The 18169-nt window shown below is 73.9% G+C and carries 14 protein-coding genes; 8 read left to right on the top strand and 6 right to left on the bottom strand.

The genetic code is table 11. The features are described 5' to 3' along the window. Positions 1-174 precede the first annotated feature (174 nt). From WMF26_RS17445 to WMF26_RS17430, 4 genes are all read left to right on the top strand, one after another. A complete protein-coding gene (locus WMF26_RS17445) occupies positions 175-1071 on the top strand; it encodes a hypothetical protein (protein WP_438001246.1) in 897 nt (298 codons plus the stop codon). A gap of 67 nt (positions 1072-1138) precedes the next feature. After that, a complete protein-coding gene (locus tag WMF26_RS17440) occupies positions 1139-2581 on the top strand; it encodes a serpin family protein (RefSeq protein ID WP_438001245.1) in 1443 nt (480 codons plus the stop codon). 222 nt (positions 2582-2803) lie between these two features. Further along, entirely contained in the window at positions 2804-3982 is a 1179-nt protein-coding gene (locus WMF26_RS17435) for an acyl-CoA dehydrogenase family protein (protein WP_438001244.1), read from the top strand. 82 nt (positions 3983-4064) lie between these two features. Continuing rightward, entirely contained in the window at positions 4065-5117 is a 1053-nt protein-coding gene (locus tag WMF26_RS17430; RefSeq protein WP_438001243.1) for an LNS2 domain-containing protein, read from the top strand. 45 nt (positions 5118-5162) lie between these two features. Here WMF26_RS17430 and WMF26_RS17425 read toward each other — a convergent pair whose 3' ends face one another. Next, on the bottom strand, positions 5163-6350 hold the full coding sequence (locus WMF26_RS17425) for a VWA domain-containing protein (protein ID WP_438001242.1): 1188 nt from the start codon (positions 6348-6350) through the stop codon (positions 5163-5165). A gap of 306 nt (positions 6351-6656) precedes the next feature. Between WMF26_RS17425 and WMF26_RS17420 the strand changes: the two genes are divergently transcribed. Continuing rightward, positions 6657-7283 carry an HAD family hydrolase gene (locus tag WMF26_RS17420; protein ID WP_438001241.1) on the top strand — a complete coding sequence of 209 codons (627 nt, stop codon included), beginning with the start codon at positions 6657-6659 and terminating at the stop codon, positions 7281-7283. On the opposite strand, the gene WMF26_RS17415 is transcribed toward WMF26_RS17420, so the two are convergent. After that, entirely contained in the window at positions 7280-7990 is a 711-nt protein-coding gene (locus tag WMF26_RS17415) for a DUF2293 domain-containing protein (protein WP_438001240.1), read from the bottom strand. The two genes, WMF26_RS17420 and WMF26_RS17415, sit on opposite strands and share 4 nt — an antisense overlap. Before the next feature lie 220 nt (positions 7991-8210). On the opposite strand from WMF26_RS17415, the gene WMF26_RS17410 reads away from it, so the two are divergent. After that, positions 8211-8789 (top strand): class I SAM-dependent methyltransferase, encoded by a 579-nt coding sequence (locus WMF26_RS17410; RefSeq protein WP_438001239.1) that lies wholly within the window; start codon positions 8211-8213, stop codon positions 8787-8789. Between the two features lie 87 nt (positions 8790-8876). Next, positions 8877-9686 (top strand): fumarylacetoacetate hydrolase family protein, encoded by an 810-nt coding sequence (locus WMF26_RS17405; protein ID WP_438001238.1) that lies wholly within the window; start codon positions 8877-8879, stop codon positions 9684-9686. 427 nt (positions 9687-10113) lie between these two features. Here the strand turns inward: WMF26_RS17405 and WMF26_RS17400 are convergent, their stop codons facing one another. The 4 genes from WMF26_RS17400 to WMF26_RS17385 all read right to left on the bottom strand — a co-directional run bounded on the left by WMF26_RS17400 (position 10114) and on the right by WMF26_RS17385 (position 16548). Continuing rightward, positions 10114-11574: a serine/threonine-protein kinase gene (locus WMF26_RS17400; protein WP_438001237.1), complete on the bottom strand. Its 1461-nt coding sequence runs from the start codon at positions 11572-11574 to the stop codon at positions 10114-10116. Positions 11575-11734: 160 nt separating this feature from the next. Beyond that, positions 11735-13891 carry a DUF2169 domain-containing protein gene (locus WMF26_RS17395; protein ID WP_438001236.1) on the bottom strand — a complete coding sequence of 719 codons (2157 nt, stop codon included), beginning with the start codon at positions 13889-13891 and terminating at the stop codon, positions 11735-11737. 176 nt (positions 13892-14067) lie between these two features. Next, the gene (locus WMF26_RS17390; protein ID WP_438001235.1) at positions 14068-14928 is read right to left on the bottom strand and encodes a hypothetical protein; all 861 of its coding nucleotides are present in this window, start codon (positions 14926-14928) and stop codon (positions 14068-14070) included. Between the two features lie 9 nt (positions 14929-14937). Continuing rightward, positions 14938-16548, bottom strand: a complete 1611-nt coding sequence (locus WMF26_RS17385; RefSeq protein ID WP_438001234.1) for a hypothetical protein — start codon at positions 16546-16548, stop codon at positions 14938-14940. A gap of 271 nt (positions 16549-16819) precedes the next feature. On the opposite strand from WMF26_RS17385, the gene argJ reads away from it, so the two are divergent. Then, positions 16820-17995 (top strand): bifunctional glutamate N-acetyltransferase/amino-acid acetyltransferase ArgJ, encoded by a 1176-nt coding sequence (gene argJ / locus WMF26_RS17380; protein WP_438001233.1) that lies wholly within the window; start codon positions 16820-16822, stop codon positions 17993-17995. Positions 17996-18169: the final 174 nt, after the last annotated feature.

Raw genomic sequence — 18169 nt, 5'->3', positions numbered from 1 at the left:
GGCGAGCGCGCCGCCTCGCGGCGCGGGCGCGGCGTCGATCGCCCGCGCCCATGCACAACGGCTTTGCCTAAGCGCTCTCTACTACGTTACTGTCATCCCGCTGCCGTTACGCCCCGTGTTGCTCTCACGTTTCATGTTGCTTTCACCTCATGTCGCGCAGAGGAGGCAGTTCCAATGATTGAGAACGTTATGGGAAAATGTTGCTCGGCGCTCGCGTGCGTCGTGGGCTTGCTCGCGTCGCCGGCCGCCTGGGCTCAGGATCCCGCGCCGCCCCCGGCTGATCCGGGCGCCGCGGCGGCGCCCGCGGATCCCCCTGCGCCAGCGCCCCCGGTAGAGCCGACCGCGACGGCGGGCGACGCGGCGACGGGCGGCCAGGCGGCGCCCGCCACGCCGGCGCCGGGCACCACCGAGCCGGTCGGAGAGCCGCCGCCGGCGCCGAGCCAGATCCCGAGCTGGTTCCGCTTCGACGCGGACAACCTCGGTCTCCAGGTCTGGGCCGGCGCCTCGCACCAGCTCGGCCCGATCAGCCTCTCGAGCGACATCTATCTCACCACGCTGGGAACCGCCGAGTTCGACATCGGCCCCGCCTTCACGTTCGGTCCGGTCACCCTCAATCCGATGGTGGGGTTCGCGTTCAACTTCGTGACGCAGCAGCCGGCGGCGCTGGTCGCCCCGCAGCTGTTCACCTACATCGACGCGAAGCCTGTTTATTTCGAGTCGTGGATCCTCGGGTCGTTCTCCAGCATGTTCGACGACACCGTCCAGAACTACCTCTACTCGCGGGACTTCCTCCTCTTCTATCCGACCGAGGACTTCGGCATCGGCCCGCACCTCGAGCTCTCGGTCGACCTCAACGAGGTCGTGCGCGCCACGGACGACCCGACCACGGCCGGCGTGAACGAGGAGGACATCGACAACACCGGCCTCTCCAGCCTGCAGATCGGCGGCGTGATCGGGCTGAACTACGGCACGGGGAACAAGCTGCTCCTCTACCTCGGCTACGAGACGCAGAAGGAGAGCCAGCTCAACGACAAGATCGCTGGCCGGTTCACGTTCATCCACAACTTCTGAGCGGCGCGGGCGCCGTCGCCTCGGGGTCGGGCTTCCCAGCGGCCTTGGGCGCTGGTACCGAAGCGGCATGGCCCAACGGTTCCTGTTCGCCGCCGCGCTGTGCAGCCTCCTCGGACTCGGGTGCCAGGCCCAGAGCCACGCCCCGCCGCCCGCTTCGACCCCGGACGCACCTGCGTGCCAGCCGGCCGACTGCGGCCCGCTCGCGAAGATCGCCCGCATCTGCGACGACGGCTCCACCGCCGCCCCGCTGTGCGCGCGCGCCGAGGGCGGGGCATGCCGCTGGGAGCACGTCTGCCCCGGCCCGAAGCCGGCGGCCGAGGCGCCGGGCTCGGGCCAGCCCGCCCCGGCCGCGCAGCCGCCGGCCGAACAGCCGCCCGGCGCGGGCTTCGCCGACGCGAACGCCGCGTTCGCGCAGCGGCTCTACGGCGCGCTCGCCGGCACGACAGGCAAGCTCTTCTTCTCGCCGGCGAGCGTCTCGACCGCGCTGGCCATGACCTACGCCGGCGCCCGGGGCGAGACGGCGGCCCAGATGGCGAAGGCGCTCGAGTTCACCCTCCCGCCCGAGGCGCTGCACCCCGCGTTCGGCGGGCTCGCCAAGCAGCTCACGCAGGCGGGCCCCAAGGCGCCCGAGCTCCGGATCGCGAGCCGGCTGTGGGGCCAGGCCGGGCTGCCCGTCGAGCCCGCGTTCCAGAGCACCACCCAGCAGCACTACGGGGCGGGGATCGAGCTCGTCGACTTCAAGGGCGGGAGCGAGCAGGCGCGAGGCCGCATCAACCGATGGGTCGACGAGCAGACGAACGCGAAGATCAAAGACCTGATGCCGGCGGGCAGCATCACGCCCCTCACGCGGCTCGTCCTCACGAACGCCATCTACTTCAAGGGGAGATGGGCGACGCCGTTCGACAAGCAGGCGACGAAGAACGAGCCGTTCACGGTGAAGCCCGGCACGGCGCCGGCGGTGCCGACGATGCGCAAGACGCTCAAGGCGCGCTTCGGGCAGGTCGACGACGCGTCGGTGCTGGAGCTCGCCTACGAGGCGCAGGACCCCGAGCGCCCGCTGGCCATGGTCGTCATCCTGCCCGCCCAGGCGGACGGGCTGCCCAAGGTGGAGCAGCGCCTCTCGGCCGGGCAGCTCAAGGCGTACGTGGAGGCGCTCCAGCCGGCGCGGGTCGACGTGGCGCTGCCGCGCTTCAAGATGGCCGCGGAGTTCGAGCTCTCGAAGGCGCTGGCGGCCCTCGGCATGCCGCTCGCGTTCGACGCGGCGAAGGCCGATTTCTCCGGGATCACGAGGGCGGAGCCGCTCTTCCTCTCGCAGGTCCGGCACAAGGCGTTCGTGGAGGTCAACGAGGAAGGGACCGAGGCCGCCGCGGCGACGGGCGTCGTCGTGTCCACGCGGGCGGCCCCGGCGCCGCCTCAGGTGTTCCGCGCGGATCACCCGTTCGCGTTCCTGATCCGCGACGTGGCGACCGGCGCCGTGCTGTTCATGGGCCGCGTGACCGATCCGCGCTGACCCGCGTCCCCCGAGCTCCCGGGGGGGGTGAGGTCGATCCCACGGGCACGGGTGTGGGCCTCCCTGCCCGCGGTGCCCGCGCGATCCCGCCCGAATTAACGCGCGCTCCGCCTGCGGGTGGGACCGAAAGTCCGCGCCTCGCGGGAGAGAACCGAGGTACGATGAGCCGTTTTGCCGGAGCCTTCACCGGCTCCGGCGACCCTCGACGTCAAGGAGCGAGCGATGAAGAACGAAGACGCTGCGAAGGTGCTGCATGCCGTGCGTGACCTGGCCCCCGCGATCACCGCCCGGAGCGCGGAGATCGAGGAGGCGCGGCGCCTCCCGGCGGACCTGCTCGAGCAGCTCAAGGCAGCGGGCTGCTTCCGGATGTTCGTGCCGAGGAGCCATGGCGGCCACGACGTGGACCTGCGCACGGGGATGGACGTCCTAGAGACGCTCGCCCGGGCGGACGGGGCCACCGGCTGGTCGGTGATGATCGGCTCGGAGAGCCCGCACCTGTTCGTGCTCCTGTCGCGCGAGCGCTTCGACGCCATCTACGCCGCTGGGCCGGACGTGATCATCGGCGGCGCCTTCAACGCGCAGGGCGAGGCCCACGCGGCCGAGGGCGGCTATCGCGTCACCGGGCGCTGGAGCTTCGCGAGCGGCTGCGAGCACTCCAGCTGGCTGTTCGGGAACTGCGTGATCCTGGACGGCGGCCGCCCCCGGATGCGCCCTGCGGGCGACGGGCGTGAGATGCCAGAGATGCGGGGCATGCTGTTCCCCGCGAGCGAGGTGCGCATCATCGACACCTGGTCCGTGTTGGGCCTGCGCGGCACGGGCAGCCACGACATCATGGTGGAAGGGGCGTTCTGTCCCGCGGAGCACAGCTTCGATATCTTCCAGGGCCAGTCCTCGGTGCCGGGGCCCGGCTTCGTCGCGCCGGTCCTGCACTGCGTGCTCCACATGGGGGCCGTGGCGGTGGGCATCGCCCAGGGCGCGCTCGACGACCTCGTCGCGATCGCGAGCTCGGGCAAGAAGCGGCTGTACGCGCGCGCCCAGCTCGCCGACTCGCCGGTGTTCCAGGTGCACCTCGGCCGCGCCGAGACGAGCGTGCGCGCCGCCCGCGCGCTCTTGCGCGACCTGGGGGACGAGTTCTGGGCCGCGTGCGTGAACAACCCCGGCGCCGCCGTGGCGATGGCGCCGCGGATCTCGGGCGCGCTGGCCTGGGTGACGGAGGTGGCGGCCCGGGCCGTGGACGCCTGCTACCAGGCCGGCGGGGGCGGCGTCGCCCGGAACGCCTCGCCCGTGCAGCGGCGGTTCCGGGACATCCACACCTTCTCTCAGCACGCCGCCGCCGCGGAGGGGTGGCTCGGCCAGACCGGCGCCGCGCTCCTCGGCCAGCCGACCGGCTACTGGACCTGAGACGAAGACCCTCGACGCCGCGCCCGCCGCGGCGCGCGAGCCCATCGCGCCGCGGCGCCGCCGCGGTATAGGTGGTCGCGCCTTGCGCCCCGGCCCGCTCGCCCCGCTGCTCCTCGCCGTCCTGTCGTCCGTCGCCTGCGCGGGCGCCGCGCGCCCGGCCGCTGCGCCCGCGCCGCCGGCCAGGGACGGCGCCTGCCCGCCCCGCCCGGCCTGCGATGCGCCGCCGCCGGCCGCCTTGCCGCGCGGGTTCAGGCACACGCGCTCGCGCCTCGTCGCGAGCGGGTGGCCGCGCCACCGCGGCCGCGACCTCTTCGCGCGCCCCGAAGGCCCCCAGTGGGCCATCGCGAAGTTCGCGTACGGGCCGCAGGACGACGATCTCGAGGACGAGGACGTCGAGGCCTATCTCCTCCGCGGCTGCAGCGGCGCCTGGGAGCGGCTCGGCGCCTTCCGGACGAGCGGCGACGAACGCCCGCACCCGACCGCGGAGGGCATCCCGGACACCGGCGGGCGCGTCTATCTCGATCTCACGGCGGGGCGGCGCCTCGACGTCGGCCGGCACCGCGTCCACTTCGCCGTGGCCGGCGACGGCACGAGCGCGGACCTGTTCATCGAGGTCCTCCCGCCCGGCGCGCGCGTGGCCGTCACCGACGTCGACGGGACGCTCACATCGAGCGAGGTGGCCGTCGTCGGCGAGCTCTTCGGCGGCGCCCCGCCGGCCGCCCACCCCGGCGCGGCCGAGGCGATGCGCGCCCTGGCCGACAGCGGGATTCATCTCTTCTACGTGACCGCGCGCCCCGAGTGGCTCGTGGGGAGCACGCGAGCGTGGCTGAGGAGGCAGGGATTCCCGCCGGGCATCCTCCACACCACCATCGGCGTCACCGGCGCGTTTGGCCGCGCGGCCGCCCACTACAAAACGATCGAGCTCGGGTGGCTCAAGGCGCGGACGGGCATCGTGCCGTCCTTCGGCTTCGGCAACATGCCGAGCGACGTCACGACGTACACGGCCGCGGGGATCGCCCCTTCACGATGCTATTATTACAAGCTCGGCGGCGATCTCCGCGGCGGCGTGCACCACGACGACTACCGGGCTCTCGCTCCGGCGCTCTTCAGCCCACCTGCCGCCTGCGCGCCCTGAGGGGCGCGGGGGCGCGCCCCGTCCAGGCGGCGCCCCCGCCGCCGCTCACAGCGGGATCTCGATCACGTCCTCGCAGGTGAAGTCGACGCCCAGGGCCGCCTCGGGATCGGACTGCACCGCGTTGCACGCGCCCTCGCAGAGCTCGATCTGCGCCGGGTTCGCGGGGTTGTCGTAGCGCCAGGCGTCGCCGCTCGCGCACTCCTGATCGTACGCGAGGGCCTTCGGCTCGCCCTGTCCGCTCGCGTACGTCACGCGCACCCGCTGCTTGTCGAACGTCCTCCCCTCGGGGGCCGGCGGGATCGCGATCGTGCACGACACCGCGGCGCCGCGGATCTGGTCGATGGCCGCCCTGAAGCTGGTCGCCGTCGCGTCGGGGTTGCCGGTCTCGATGATGAACGCCTTCCCCGTGCCGCCGGCCGCGGCGATCTCGGCCAGGTTGTCCACGTTCCCCGGATTGTCGTCCGGCGGGTTCGCCACCCCGATCACGTAGGTCGGGATGTTGTCCTGGCGCCCCTCCTCGACGTGCTCGACGACCGCCTCGATCGAGTCGGACCCCTCGCACAGCTGCGGGTAGCCGTCGGTCACGAGCACGAGCGCGTACTTACCGGGGTTCTCCCGGCGCTGCTGCTGGACGAACGACATCGTCCCCTCGACTACGAACGCCGTCGGCGTGCCCGTGCGCCAGTCGTCGTTGGGCCCCGGCGTGACGTCATCGATCGCCTCGGCGAACGCCTCGGAGGGCAGCGCCGTCATCTCGACGTCCGGCGCGCTGTAGGTCCTGGCCGAGCACATCCGCCGCCGCTCCGCGCCGGGGAAGAAGGTGAGCGAGGCGGTGAGCCCCGCGGACGCAGGATCCGCGAAGAACTGCTTGGTCGCCGCGACGACCGGATCCCACTTGAGCTCCTTGCTGTGCGAGGGCCGATCGTTCGCTCCCATGCTGCCCGAGACGTCGAACGCGACAGCCAGGTACACGGGCTGGAGCTCCGCGCTCGCCCTGTGCGTGGCGCACGCGTCGCCGGCGCCGGTCGAGCCGACGCCGCTCGGGCCGCTCGGGGTCGAGCCGCTTCCCGCGCTCATCCCTGAGCCCACTGAGCCGAAGCCGCCGTCATCGCCGCCCGAGCCGTTCGCGGCGCCCGAGCCGCCCGGAGAGAGATCGTCGCCGCCCGAGCCGCCGCACGCCGCACCGACCGCAGCCACCACGAACAAGGCAATGCCCATCGCAGGCAATCTCATGGCCTGACTCCTTTATAAGCAAGTGCCGGCGCCGCGCGCCGGTAGAGAGAAGCAACCCACCACATGAGTGCCTCACGAGCCGACGCGCCGCCGGACCGCGCTCATGAGACCTCGCCACCCATGAATAGTATAAGCCAGAAATCTGCCCATTGCGAGACATGGTTTCTAAAATACGGTGTCAATCGGTGCCCGTCTTGCCCATCTGAGGCGCCCTCACCGCAACTCACCCGTGTGGCGGCAAAACCTGTAAGCCGATGTGACCTGCGCGCTCACACGGGCGCTCGCCGGTGCTAGGCTTCGCACCGTATGGCCCGTATGGTCCGCATCGTCCGCGCGGTTTGTTTCGATTTGATGGACACCGTCCTCTACGACCCGTACCGCGAGGCGCTCGCCGCGGCGATCCGGGCGGCCGCGCCCGGCGACGTCGCCCGGCACCGCGACCCCACGTGCTGGCCCGCGTTCGAGTGCGGCGAGATCGATGAGGCCGAGTTCGTCCGCCGGTTCTTCCGTGAGGGCGCGGAGGGCGTCTCGTTCGATATCGACGCCTTCAACCGCGTGCGCCGCGCGGAATATCGCTTCTTGCCCGGCGTGCGGGAGATCGTCGAGGCGCTCCAGGGCCGCGCGCTCCGGTTCGTGGCGAGCAACTACCCCGTGTGGGTCGAGGAGCTGCGCGAGGCCTTCGCGCTCGACGCCCTGTTCGAGGGTGTCTATTCGAGCCATCACCTGCGCGTGCGCAAGCCGGCGCGCGAGTTCTTCGATCGCCTCGTGAGCCGCATCGGCGTCGACGCGGGCGACTGCCTGTTCGTCGACGATCGCGCGGAGAACTGCGACGCGGCGGCCGCGGCCGGGATGCGCGCGCACGTGTTCGACGGCGCCGCGGGGCTGCGCGCCCGGCTCGTCGACGAGGGCTTGCTCGACGCCCGAGGGGGCTAGGCCCGCTCGGCCGGGCCGGGCGCCGTCGCGCCGGCGCCGGCCAGCGCGCCGCAGAGCGGGCACGACGCGGCCGCGTGCGGCGCGTCGCCGCGGTGTAGGTCGAGGATGGCGCGCGAGATCTGCGCGAGATCGCGCCGCACCTCGCGGCGCATCCCCTTCACGCGCGGGATGGCCATCGTGTCGTACGCCGTCGTCTGGTGCCGCATCCACGCGATCACGGCCGACTCGGCGCGCCGCGCGACCGGGATCCGCTCCGTGCGGGCGACCGTGCCGCTGCCCACGGGCGTCGCGTGCTGCGTCACCCGGGTCGCGAGCGCCCGCGCGAGCGCCGCGTAGCGCGGCGAGAACCGGAGGAACGCCGCGACCTCGGCCTCGAACTCGCGCACGTACGCCTCCTGGTCGCGCTCCCGCCGCCGGGCGTCCGCCTCGCGCTTCTTCGCGTAGGAGGGCGTGCTGCGCTCGGCCTCGAGCGCGGCGCGCGCGGCGTCGATGTTGGCGGCCGGCGCCCAGAGGCCCCGGGAGAACGTCTTTCTCCCGCGCTTCTCGACCACCATCCAGGAGGGGCCCGCGAGCTTCACCCGGCGGGTGAGCCCGGCGTCGCCCGGCGGCAGGCACGCCCAGCCCTCGGGCGGCGAGAGCAGCGCGCCGTCGGGCGCGCGGAAGCGGCGTGGATCCGGGGTGGGGGCCAGGGTCAGGCACTCGGGCATGGCGGCGCGGCCGGCGTGGTAGGCCAGGTCATCGCGCGCGTCCAGCCGCCGTCGCCCCGCCCTGCCCTCGCGCCGCCGAACAGGGCGGTGGTAGGCTCCGCGCCGCGCGAGGCGCGCTCGGGCTCGACTCGAGCCCGAGCGCGAGGGGCCCTCGTGCGCGCGCCGCCCTGCGGGGGGCCTGCTCCTGCGCGCGGCGCGCTCCACCGGACAGGAGGCCAGCGTGTCGGACGACGATCGGATCAGGTGGGACGCCCGCTACCGCGAGGGCGGCGGCGATCCGGGCGAGCCCTCGGCGGTGCTCACGGCGCTCGATCCGCTCCTGCCCCGCCGCGGGCGCGCGCTCGATCTGGCCGGCGGCGCGGGGCGGCACGCGCTGTGGCTCGCGCGGCGCGGGCTCGACGTGACGCTGGCCGACATCTCCGAGGTCGGGCTCGGCGTCGCGCGGAGCGCCGCGGCGCGCGAGGGGCTCGCGCTGCGCACGGTGGCGCTCGACGTGGAGCGCGATCCGCTGCCCGGCGGGCCCTGGGACCTGATCCTGATCTTCTACTTCCTCGAGCGCAGGCTCGGGGCCTGCGCGGCGGAGCTCGCCCCGGGCGGCCACCTCGTCGTCGTGCATCCGACGCGGTCGAACCTGCTGCGGCACGCGCACCCGAGCGCGCGCTGGCTGCTCGAGGACGGCGAGCTCCCCGGCCTCCTCGGCGACGCGCTCGAGGTGGTCCGTTACGACGAAGGGTGGCTCGAGGAAGGGCGCCACGAGGCCCGCCTCGTCGCGCGGCGGCGGGCGCCGCCGCCTCCGTGACGACGCGGACGTGACGGCGCGGGCGCGACCGCGCGCCGCGCCGGGCGCGGGCTTGCCGCGACGCGGGGATCGCGCTTTGCTCGCGCGATGCGCTTCGCCCGTCTCTCGCCTCCGGATCAAGATCGCCCGGCCTTCTTCGCCCGCCTCGAGGGCGCGGCCGCGCTCGTCCTCGACGCACCGCCCTGGCTCGGCGGCAAGACCACCGGCGAGGCCGTGGCGTGGGCCGACGTCGACCTCGCCTGCCCCGTGGCCCCCACGAAGATCGTGTGCGTGGGGCGCAATTACGCCGCGCACGCGCAGGAGCTGGGCAACGAGGTCCCGGTCGAGCCGCTGCTCTTCCTCAAGCCGCCCTCGGCGCTGATCGGCCCGGGCCAGTCGATCGTGCTCCCGCCGGAGAGCCAGCGGGTCGAGCACGAGGCGGAGCTCGGCGTGATCATCGGCCGCCGCTGCAAGGCCGTGCGGCCGGAGGAGGCGGCGGATCACGTGTTCGGTTACACCTGCCTGGGGGACATCACCGCGAGGGACCTGCAGAGGAAGGACGTCCAGTTCACGCGCGGCAAGGGGTTCGACACGTTCTGCCCGGTCGGGCCGTGGATCGAGACGGCGGTCGACCCCGCGGCGCTCCGCGTGCGGGCCATCGTGAACGGCCAGGTGCGGCAGGACGGGATGACCGCGCAGATGCTCTGGAGCGTGCCCGCGATGGTCGCGTACATCAGCCGGGTGATGACGCTGGAGCCCGGCGACGTGATCGCGACCGGGACGCCCCAGGGCGTGGGGCCGCTCGTGTCCGGCGACGAGCTCGTCATCGACATCGCCGGCGCCACGGCCGGCGCGCCCGGGATCGGGCCGCTGCGCCTGTCCGTCGCGGCCCCGCAGAACGGCGCCGGCGCCCGCTGAGCGACCGAGACGACGACGGCTCGCTCGCCGAGCCCAACGTCGGTCGCGCGCGGCCCGGAGCCCGCTCCGGTGCGTGATGCCTGATCGGCTCACCCGCCCGTCGCCCCTGCGGCGTTCCGTCATCGCGCGGGCGCCCGCTCCCCTGGTTCGCAGCGCAGATCGGCGCGGCCGGATCGGCCGGCGCGCCCGCTGCCCGGCATGGCAGGCCCTGTGCACAGGCTCGCAGGCGAACGGCATCCATCCACCCGCCGTTGCGTCGCCGGAGCGCCCCGGGCCACGGGGCCGCGCGCGCCGCAACAGAGCTCCGAGGTCACCGATGACATCGCCCGAGAACAACTGGCAATGGCACCCCATGGCGCTCCTGGCCTTCGGCGTCGGCGCGGCCCCGAGCGCGGCCGCGCGCGGCCCCGCCGGGCCGAGAGGCGCCTCAGAACGCGTGCCCGTCCCGGAGCACGATGGTCACGTGCGAGAGCCCGGTCCCGCCGAGGAGCATCGCCTTCACGAGGAACTCGACCATCGTGTCCAGGCACTCGGCGGGTGAGAAGCCCGCCCGCCCGGACCCGAGCAGGGGCAGCGCCATGCTCCGGAGCTTCATCGTGTCGGCGTGGTAAAAGCACCCTTCGAGGAGCCGCAGGATGAGATCGCGGGTCGGCCGGTAGGTCGCCACGTGATCCCAGTCGAGCGTGATCGCGTGGAAGACGAACCGCGCGCTCAGCCTGCCGGCGGAGCTGACCACCACCCCGCCGTGGCGCACCGGCACGTACTTGCGCGTCTCCAGGTGGCACACGCCGCCGCTCGCGTGGTTCAGCGCCATCGCCACGCCGGCGGACATCGTGAGCTGCCCGTCGTCCGAGCTCACGAGCGCGTCGGCCGACACGGACGCGATGTTCGCGCGCACGATCGACAGCGTCCTGTCCCCGTGGAACTGGAACGAGGTCACCGGCCCGACCGGGCCGCCCGCCAGGAGGACGGGGCGGAAGCGCTGGTACTGCTCCAGGTACGCGCGGAGCGTCATGTCGTGCGGATCGCCCCAGCGCGCGCTCTGCGCGCCCAGGAGCGCGGCCTCGATCTCCTCGAACGACTGGAAGCGGTCCTTCGGGTCCTTGGCCAGGCAGCGCTCCAGGACGGCCTGCACGTCCTCGTCGAGCTCGGGCCGGAGCGCCCGCGGCCGCGCCGGGATGTCCTGCCGGTGCGCGAGCAAGAGCGGCAGGAGCTCCTGCTCCTCGAACGGCCGCTGCCCCGTGGCGGCGTGGTAAAACGACGCGCCGTAGCTGTAGATGTCCGCGCGCGTGTCGCTCTCCTGCGGGCTCCACGCCTGCTCGGGCGCCATGTAGAACGGCGTCCCGAGCACGGTCCCCATCGCCGTGAGGGGCTGCTCGCGCAGGGCCGTGGGCCCGGTCGTGGCGGTCAGGCGCGCGAGGCCGAAATCGGCGACCTTCAGCTCTCCGGACGGCGCGATCAGCATGTTCGACGGCTTCAGGTCGCGGTGCATCACGCCGAGCTCCGTCGCGGCGGCCATCCCCCGCGCCGCGTGGAGCATGTAGCGCCGCAGGTCGTCGAGCGGCAGCGGCCCGCCCTGGAGGCGCGCGGCCAGCGACGGGCCGCCCACGTACTCCATCACCATGAACGGCGACCGGCTCGAGAGGAAGCCGAAGTCGTAGCAGCTCACCACGTGCGGCGACTTGATGAGGGCCGAGATGCGCGCCTCGCGCAGCATCCGCTCGCCCGCGTTCGGCTCCGCGTGCCCCGTGAGCACCTTGATCGCGACGTCCCGCGCCAGCGCGAGGTGGCGCGCGCGGAAGACGGCGCCCATCGAGCCCACGCCGAGCAGTCCATCCACGCTGTACCGGCCCGCGAGCTCCCTGCCCAGCGTCAACGCGTCGATCATGGACGAACCATCGCTTGCACCATCCGCGATGTTCGGAACCCCGCGCGCCGCGGTCAAGGGGCACGGCGCGCCGCGCATGTGCCGGGCGCGGCGTGGGGGCCGGGGCGCGATCGCCCTCGGACCGGACGGCGCGAGGACGACGGCGCGCGATCCGACGCGATCAGAGCGCGTGGGCCGACAGCGCGCCGCCCTGCGCGCGCGGCCGCGGCGCTTCGCGAAGGCTCGCGATCTCGGCCTCGACCCGGGATCGGAGGCGCGGATCGTCGGCGAGCCGCCTGGCCCAGACCCGCCGCATGCGCGCCCACACGGTGCGCCGGATCGCGCGCTCGCCGAGCGCAGCGGAGACCCCGTTGCGCTCGGTCGCGACGACCAGCCGGGCGTAGTCGGTCGCGCTCAGGGCGCCGCGGACGGCTTCCCACGCGCTGACATAGGCCTTGTCGAACCGGTCGCGGAGCGCTCGCTCGCGGCGCCTGACCTCGTCCGCCATCGCCTCGCGCCAGCGCCCGTCGGCCTCCTGCCAGCGCGCCTCGGAGAGGCCGTGCGCCTTGAGCACGTCGGCGCGGGGGATCGGCCGTTCCTCGAGCTCCGCAGCGACGATCGCGCACCGCTCGAGGCTCACCTCGTCGTCCTCGCCGAGCGGCGGGAGCGGCTCGGAGGGCGGCGGGTCGCCCGGGCACCGGAGGACGTGAAAGAAGCGGGAGGCGGCCGGCGGCTCGGGCTCGCGGCCGAGGCCCCCCACGGCCGGCGAGGCCGGGAGGACGGCCTCGACGCGCGGGGGCGCGACCTCGACGCGCAGGGGCGCGACCTCGACGCGCGGGGGCGCGACCTCGTCGTCCAGCGCGAGGGTCATGAGCCCCGAAGACGGATCGGGCGCCGGCGAAGGGCGCTCGCTGGACCACGGGGCCCCGGGGATCGGCGCGTCGATCGCGAGGCGCGGCGGCGGCGTCGGCTGGAGGAAGAACGGGGTGGCCGGCCGCTCGCTGGCGCGCGCCTCGTCCGCGTCCGACAGGGCGATCGTCCGGCTCGAGGCGGCGACGTCGCCCTGCGGTGATGCGAGCCCCGGCCAGCCTGGCCCCGACGGCGCTGGCGCGGCAGGCGCGGGCTCGAACGGCAGCGCCGGCGCGCGCACCGCCGCCGCGCTCAGCTCCTCGGAGAGCGCGATCGTCTGCTGCGGTCCCTGGAGCAGATCGATGATCTCGATCTCGTCGTCCGAGAGGTGGATCGTGCGCCCCGGGTCCGCGCCCCACGGGAGGGCCTGCGCGGAGACGTCGGGCGGCTCCTCGATCAGCACGGTCCCCTCCGGACCGATCCGGGGCTCGGCCGGATGCGCTGCCTCGGCGCGCCCGGCTCGCCCGGGGCGCCGCTCGGGCCACGCGAGCTCCTCGCCGTCGATCGCGACGCCGGCGGCGATCCGCAGGGCCGCGAGATCGTCCTCGCCGGGGACGGGCACGATCTGGCGCCACACGACCGTGCAGCGCTGCTCGGCGCCGTCGATGCGGAGCGTATCGGCGCAGAGCTCCAGGAACTCGCCCCCGGACGCCGTGGACGCGGCGAGCCCCTCGATCCGTGCCGCCCCGCGCGCCCTCGGCAGGCGCATCTCCAGCCGCGGCGCGGCCGGGTGCAGGTTCTCGAGCACGATCCACTCGTCGCCGCGCAGGAAATCGATCCGCTGGTCGGGGGGCGCCGCCTGGAAGTACGACCAGTCGAAGCCCGCGGGGATCTCCGCGTTCGGGCCCTCGAGCGCCTCGCGCCGGATCTTGCCGAGCAGCCGCTTGCGCGCGGGCCAGGCGCGCGCGATCGGGCCGAACCCCGCGGGCCGCGCCGGGTCCTGCGGATCGACGACGATCGCGTCGCCCTCGCTCGGGTCGACGCCGAACGGGTTGTCGCACCCGTTCGCGCCGCGGACCGCCTTCTCGTAGACGAGCGGCACCCGCTGGAACGGCTTCTTGTCGCGGACCAGGAGGCGCTTGTCGAGCGCGCAGCCGCTCGCGCCGAAGATCGCGAGCCGCACCGGCAAGGACAGGACCTGCGCGCCGAGGGGGGCGTGCGCGTCGCCCGTGAAGAGGACGTCGGCGCGGCCCAGGTAGGGCGCGAGGTCGCCGGTGAACCGCACGCTCCGCGCGGGGTTCTTGCCGTGATGGACCTCGGCGCGGAGGATCTCCTGCGGCTCCGTCCGCCACATGGCCGCGCCGGGCGTGAACGCGAAGCTCGCCTTGACGATGATCGTCATGTACCGCTGGCCCTGCGTGCGCCAGGCGACGGCGGTGGCCTCGGCGCCCGGGAGCGCCGTGACGATGTCGGGGGGGAGCGCGCTCACGCCCGCGCGCTCCGGCTGCTGCTACCGGCCATGGGTCGCCTCGTCGTCACCATTGCTTCCCGAGAGGAGTACCTCGCGGGCGGTGAAGGTCGTGTTGCAGTTCGGTGATCCGCGTGTGGACGCGGCGCGCCCGCCTCGCGGCGCGCGCCGGCACGGGCGTGGCGCGGCGCCGGCGCTCACCCGCCGCGCGGCGTCACCCGGCATGCCCGGACGAAGCCGATCTCGCTCTCCCCCGCCTCGATCCGCTCGATCCACCAGGCGAGCCCCGGGTAGGTGGTCCGGATGAGCTGCGCCTGCTCCGCGAGCCGCGCCGCGTCGCCCCGCGCGGCGTGGAGCTCGGCGCGCAGCGCGTGGGCCTCCGGCGCATAGACGCCGTCGAGCGCGTCGAGCACGGCCGGATCCACGTCGCAGAGCGACTCCGGCCCGTACATCAGGGTTCGCAAGATGCGGTTGAAGCGGAGCGGATCGCCCGGCGCCACGCGGCCCGCGGCCGGCGCGCCGCCCTCCGGGGGGAGGCTCGTCCAGCGGCCCCACGAGCCCGCGCGGGCGAGCTCGGGCGCGAGGCGCAGGAGCTCGCGCTGCTCCTCGGCGCTCGGCGCCGCGAGCTCGATCGGCGCCGGCGCGCTCTCCACCCGATCCGGCGGCCCCGCGTAGACGATCGCGAGCGTGTAATTCCCGGGCTCGAGCCCCGCGGGCAGGTACGACGAGACGTCGATGAGCATGCGCCTGCACGCGCCCGGGCACAGGCGAAACACCGGCGTGCCGTGCTCGGGGAGCGCGACCGGCGACGGCTCGGTCTTCACGACCTCCTCGCCGGTGCCCGCCCGCGCGAGGCGGACGCCGATCGCGCCGGCGTTGCCCGCCCAGCTCGGGCGCGGCAGGCGCCGGATGCAGGTCTCGGGTCGGTCGGCGCACAGCGTGATGGCCACGTGCAGGGGAAAGCCGAGCACGTAGCGGCGATCGTGATCGAGCGAGCGCAGCGAAAGCCCCGGCGGACCGGCCGGATCCCGGTCGCTCCGCGCGTGTTCATCGGACATGACAGCCCCTCATCTCCATCGAAGTCCCTTGTTGAGCTCCAGGCGCACGCGCCGGGTCTCCTTCGCGTGGCGCCCGCACAGGTCGGCGCCGACCAGCCCGGCGGTCCCAGGGATGAGCTGCTGGTCGGCGTCGATCATCCAGTGGGTGCGGTAGTTCATGCAGCACGTCGTCCGGCGCGGCGTCCGGTAGTCGAAGTAGCCGCACTTGTGCGGCATCCCGAAGGCGTGCGTGAGCTCGTGGACGATGGTGTGGAGCGTGCCTTGCTCGTAGCCGGGCCGGGGCTGCTCGCGCGCGGCGTCCCACCACGCCCGGTGGTGGGTGAAGAGGATGGTCCTGCCGGCGAAGTACCTCGCCGTTCCGACGTCGATCGTGGGGCTCATGCCGGCGGCGTAGGCGACGCCCGCCCCCCGCACGACGGCCTCGACGCGCGCCGGGATGCCGTAGCCCGGGGGCTCCCACGAAGCGCCGCTGCGGCGAGCGCGAGGGAAGAAGAAGAGGCGGTCCCTGTAGGCGTGCGCGAGGGACCCGTCGCCCGCGGTGAACTGGCTCTGGATGTCGTGCGGCTCGAGCCAGAGCTGCGTCCGCGGCGGGTCGGACAGGACGGTCGCGATCGCCACCGAGAACCCGATCTGCTCGCCGTTCCAGCGGAACGTGACATGGCCCGCCTCGGGGTGATGGCCCGGGATCTCCACGTACTCCCGTCGCCTCTCTCCCTCTCCGCCGTCCCGGATCGTGACCACCCCGGTGAACAGCGGCGCGCCCTGGACCTCGGGCACCGGGTGCGGCTCGAGCGCGGCGATCAGGCAGAACCAGCCCGGCTCCCCGGCGTGCGAGAAGGCCTCGCTCACGAAGCGCGGCGCAAGCTCGCCGAGCGTGCTCGCGTCGGGCGCGACGTGCTGCCGGTCCTGGATCACCCGCTCTTCGGAGAAATCGAGCTGGGTGAAGACCGGGGCGAAATGGCTCGGCACCTGGTCCAGCGGCAGCGGGGACGCGCTCTCCATGCGGATGTACTCGACGTCGATCCGGCGCCACATCGTCATGATCCCGGTCTCGTCGGCGGCGGCCTCCGCGAGGCCCTCGAGCTCGGCGCGGACGATCAGGTTGTCGCCGGCGATATCGGTCACGTGGCGCCGGATCGTGCTCCTCATCCCCACGATGGCCGTGCTCGCGCTGGTCTCCGTGGCGTCGGACATCGGATAGCCGTCCACCTCTTCCCAGCTTGGGCTCCGGTCCGTCGTCCCCTCGTTGTCGTCTTCGGCCGGCCCCACGTAGGCCCCCGCGGCGTCGTAGTCGTTCTCGTCGAAGGTGGGAGCCCAGTCCGGGTGCACCTCCGGCCGCTCGTTGAACGGGTCGTCGGGATCGCGCGCGCTCCAGCGGATGCGCGCGCCCTCCGGGAGCTCGCCGTCGGGGCTCGTCACCTCGGCGGTGATCTCGATGAGCTGCGTATTCCTCGCCCATCGCCCGTCGAGATCTCGATTGATGTAGACGCGTCCCTGGTTGTCCAGGCTCGTGTATCCGGGGCTGTATCCAGCCGCTCGCGTCGCCCCCGGCGGCGCGGAGCTGTCCGGAGAGCCCGGGAGATACAGGCCTTTGATATCGACGATCCGGACGGCGGCCATCGCCCCGGAGCATTGCAAAGGTCGCGCTCAGCCCGGCCGCCTCCGGACGTCTCACCCGCGGCGACGCGAAGAGAGGGAAGAGCGGAGCGGCCCTGAGAAACGCGCCGCATCCGAGCTCCCTGGCGGCGGCGCCGCGCCCGAGGACGGGCTCCACCGCCGGAGCGCAGCGCCGGGCTCCGAGAGCGATCCGCGCGACAGCGCTCGACGTGGCCTCCGGGCCCCCGTTGCCGCTTTCTCCCGGCGCGCGTTCGTGCGTAGACTCCGCGCCCTCATGAGCTTCGAGCCAGTTGCAGGGTTTCGCTTCGGCGCCATCAGCGCGGGGATCCGGAAAGACGGACGTATCGACGTCGCGCTCGCGGTGGCCGATCAGCCGGCGGTGGTGGCCGGCATGTTCACCCGGAACCTCGTGCGCGCGGCGCCCGTGGACATCGCCATGCAGCGTGTCCAATCGGGCCGCGCGCGCGCCGTCGTCGCCAACAGCGGATGCGCCAACGCCTGCACGGGCGAGGCCGGCTGGAAGGCCGCCCTCGACACGACGCGCGCCGTCGCCGAGGCCATCGGCGCCCCGGAGGACGAGGTCCTCCCCGCGTCGACCGGCGTCATCGGCGCCGTCCTGCCGGCGCACCGGATCGTCGAGCGCGTCCCCGAGCTGACGGCGCGCCTCTCGCCGAAGGGCTACCTCGACTTCGCCCAGGCGATCTGCACGACCGACCGCTGGCCGAAGCTCTCTCAACGCAAGCTGGCCGGGGGCGCCACGCTGCTCGGCATCGGCAAGGGCGCCGGGATGATCCACCCCGACGTCGGCCCCCCCCACGCGACGATGCTCGTCTTCCTGTTCACCGACGCCGCGCTCGACCCCGGCGAGGCGAACGAGGCGCTCGCGGCCTCGTGCGACGTGACGTTCAACGCGTGCACCGTCGACGGGGACACCAGCACCAACGACACGGTGCTCCTCCTGTCCTCCGGCGCGTCCCAGCGCCGCGCGTCGCGCGACGAGCTCACGGCGGCCCTCACCGAGGTCTGCGGCGAGCTGGCGCGCTCGATGGTGGCCGACGGCGAGGGCAGCACGCACGTCGCCGAGATCCGCGTCCGCGGGCTCTCGACGCGCGACGCGGCGCGCGCCGTGGCGCGCACGGTGGCCACGTCGATGCTCGTGAAGACCGCGCTGTTCGGCAAGGACGCGAACTGGGGGCGGCTGCTCGCCGCCGCCGGGCGCGCCGGCGTGCCCTTCGATCCGGCCGAGGCCCAGATCCTCGTCGGCGGCATCCCGATCGTGCAGAACGGCGCGCCGATCGGGGCGGAAGCCGAGCGCAAGGCGAACGAGGTGCTCGCGCGCGACACCTACGTCATCGAGCTCGTGCTCGGCAGCGGCCCGGGCGACTTCTCCTACCTGACGAGCGACCTCGGACACGGCTACGTCGACGTGAACGCCGGCTACCGCTCGTGAGCCGCGCGGGGCGGCCGGCCGGGCCGCTCGCGGCGAGCGCGCCCGCGCCTGCGCCCTGACCGGAACCCCTGCTGCGTCCGGCGGATCCGTGCGCCCCCGGAGCGACGGCCGCGCCGCCTCGCGCTGCGCCCGCGGGCCAGTGAACCTCGCGCGACGAGCGCTGGTGAACGCAGG

The organism is Sorangium sp. So ce185 (assembly GCF_051526825.1).
GTDB lineage: Bacteria > Myxococcota_A > Polyangia > Polyangiales > Polyangiaceae > Sorangium > Sorangium cellulosum_D.
This window is presented reverse-complemented; position numbering and strand designations above follow the sequence as displayed.

What these genes read in the sequence shown, in the direction of transcription:
- WMF26_RS17400 (WP_438001237.1), bottom strand. Translation starts at nt 11,574, where the DNA reads ATGATCGACGCGTTGACGCTGGGCAGGGAGCTCGCGGGCCGGTACAGC.
- WMF26_RS17435 (WP_438001244.1), top strand. Translation starts at nt 2,804, where the DNA reads ATGAAGAACGAAGACGCTGCGAAGGTGCTGCATGCCGTGCGTGACCTG.
- WMF26_RS17415 (WP_438001240.1), bottom strand. Translation starts at nt 7,990, where the DNA reads ATGCCCGAGTGCCTGACCCTGGCCCCCACCCCGGATCCACGCCGCTTC.
- WMF26_RS17445 (WP_438001246.1), top strand. Translation starts at nt 175, where the DNA reads ATGATTGAGAACGTTATGGGAAAATGTTGCTCGGCGCTCGCGTGCGTC.
- WMF26_RS17390 (WP_438001235.1), bottom strand. Translation starts at nt 14,928, where the DNA reads ATGTCCGATGAACACGCGCGGAGCGACCGGGATCCGGCCGGTCCGCCG.
- argJ (WP_438001233.1), top strand. Translation starts at nt 16,820, where the DNA reads ATGAGCTTCGAGCCAGTTGCAGGGTTTCGCTTCGGCGCCATCAGCGCG.
- WMF26_RS17405 (WP_438001238.1), top strand. Translation starts at nt 8,877, where the DNA reads ATGCGCTTCGCCCGTCTCTCGCCTCCGGATCAAGATCGCCCGGCCTTC.
- WMF26_RS17440 (WP_438001245.1), top strand. Translation starts at nt 1,139, where the DNA reads ATGGCCCAACGGTTCCTGTTCGCCGCCGCGCTGTGCAGCCTCCTCGGA.
- WMF26_RS17385 (WP_438001234.1), bottom strand. Translation starts at nt 16,548, where the DNA reads ATGGCCGCCGTCCGGATCGTCGATATCAAAGGCCTGTATCTCCCGGGC.
- WMF26_RS17420 (WP_438001241.1), top strand. Translation starts at nt 6,657, where the DNA reads ATGGCCCGTATGGTCCGCATCGTCCGCGCGGTTTGTTTCGATTTGATG.
- WMF26_RS17425 (WP_438001242.1), bottom strand. Translation starts at nt 6,350, where the DNA reads ATGAGATTGCCTGCGATGGGCATTGCCTTGTTCGTGGTGGCTGCGGTC.